The organism is Nostoc sp. UIC 10890 (assembly GCF_054786515.1).
In genome coordinates this window covers 1-1,113 of the sequence record NZ_JBSGKF010000179.1, presented here as the reverse complement: position 1 = coordinate 1,113, position 1,113 = coordinate 1, and the positions used below count along the sequence as shown (strand labels likewise).

Sequence of the window (1,113 nt, the reverse complement as noted above, 5' to 3'; positions counted from 1 at the left end):
GCAATGGAAACCTAAAGATGGGGCAGGAGAAGGGCTGGTGCCAGATGCACACGACCCCAACAAGTTTCATGCTCCGTTCATGTTGACCACCGACTTGTCGCTTCGTGTAGACCCTGCTTATGAAAAGGTATCTCGTCGTTTCTACGAAAATCCTGAGGAGCTCGCCGATGCCTTTGCGCGTGCTTGGTTCAAATTAACGCATCGCGATATGGGCCCTAAATCTCGTTATTTGGGTGCTGATGTACCTGCTGAAGATTTAATATGGCAAGATCCAGTTCCAGCAGTGGACCATGAGTTGGTGAATGAGCAGGATATCGCATTGCTGAAAAAGCAAATATTGGAGTCTGGTTTAAGTGTGTCCCAATTGGTGGCAACAGCATGGGCTTCTGCCTCTACATTTAGAGGTTCCGACAAACGCGGTGGAGCGAATGGAGCTCGTATAAGATTGGCGCCACAAAACAATTGGGAGGTGAACAATCCCGGTCAATTGGCCCATGTGTTGAACATATTGGAAGGGGTGCAAAAATCTTTTAATGCCGCTCAGTCTGGCAACAAAAAGGTTTCTTTAGCCGATTTGATAGTACTGGGAGGAACAGGAGCGGTAGAGAAAGCGGTCAAGGACGCTGGTGTTGAAGTAGTGGTTCCATTCCGTCCAGGACGGACCGATGCTGCACAGGATCAAACCGACGTAGAGTCATTTGCGCCATTGGAGCCCAATGCAGATGGTTTCAGAAACTATGTAAAAGGAAAGTTCAGCGTGACCGCTGAGGAACTGCTCATTGATAAGGCTCAACTCTTGACGTTAACTGCTCCAGAAATGACGGTTTTGGTGGGTGGAATGCGTGCATTGAACGCCAATTTCGATCATTCCAAGCACGGGGTGTTTACTTACCGTCCGGGAGTATTAACGAACGACTATTTCGTAAACCTTCTTGATTTTAGAACCACTTGGTCGTCTACCGACGAAGCTCAAACCATGTTTGAAGGTCGTGACCGCAAAACAGGTTCTGTAAAATGGACAGCTACAAGGGTAGATCTGATCTTTGGCTCAAACACAGAATTAAGAGGCATAGCAGAAGTGTACGCTTGTGATGATGCAAAAGAAAAATTCGT

The 1,113-nt window shown here is 47.3% G+C and carries 1 protein-coding gene; it reads left to right on the top strand.

The window, feature by feature from the left end:
• Positions 1-37: 37 nt before the first annotated feature.
• Positions 38-1,113: peroxidase family protein (locus ACWATR_RS40260; protein ID WP_460346049.1), on the top strand; the 1,076-nt coding region annotated here is incomplete at its 3' end.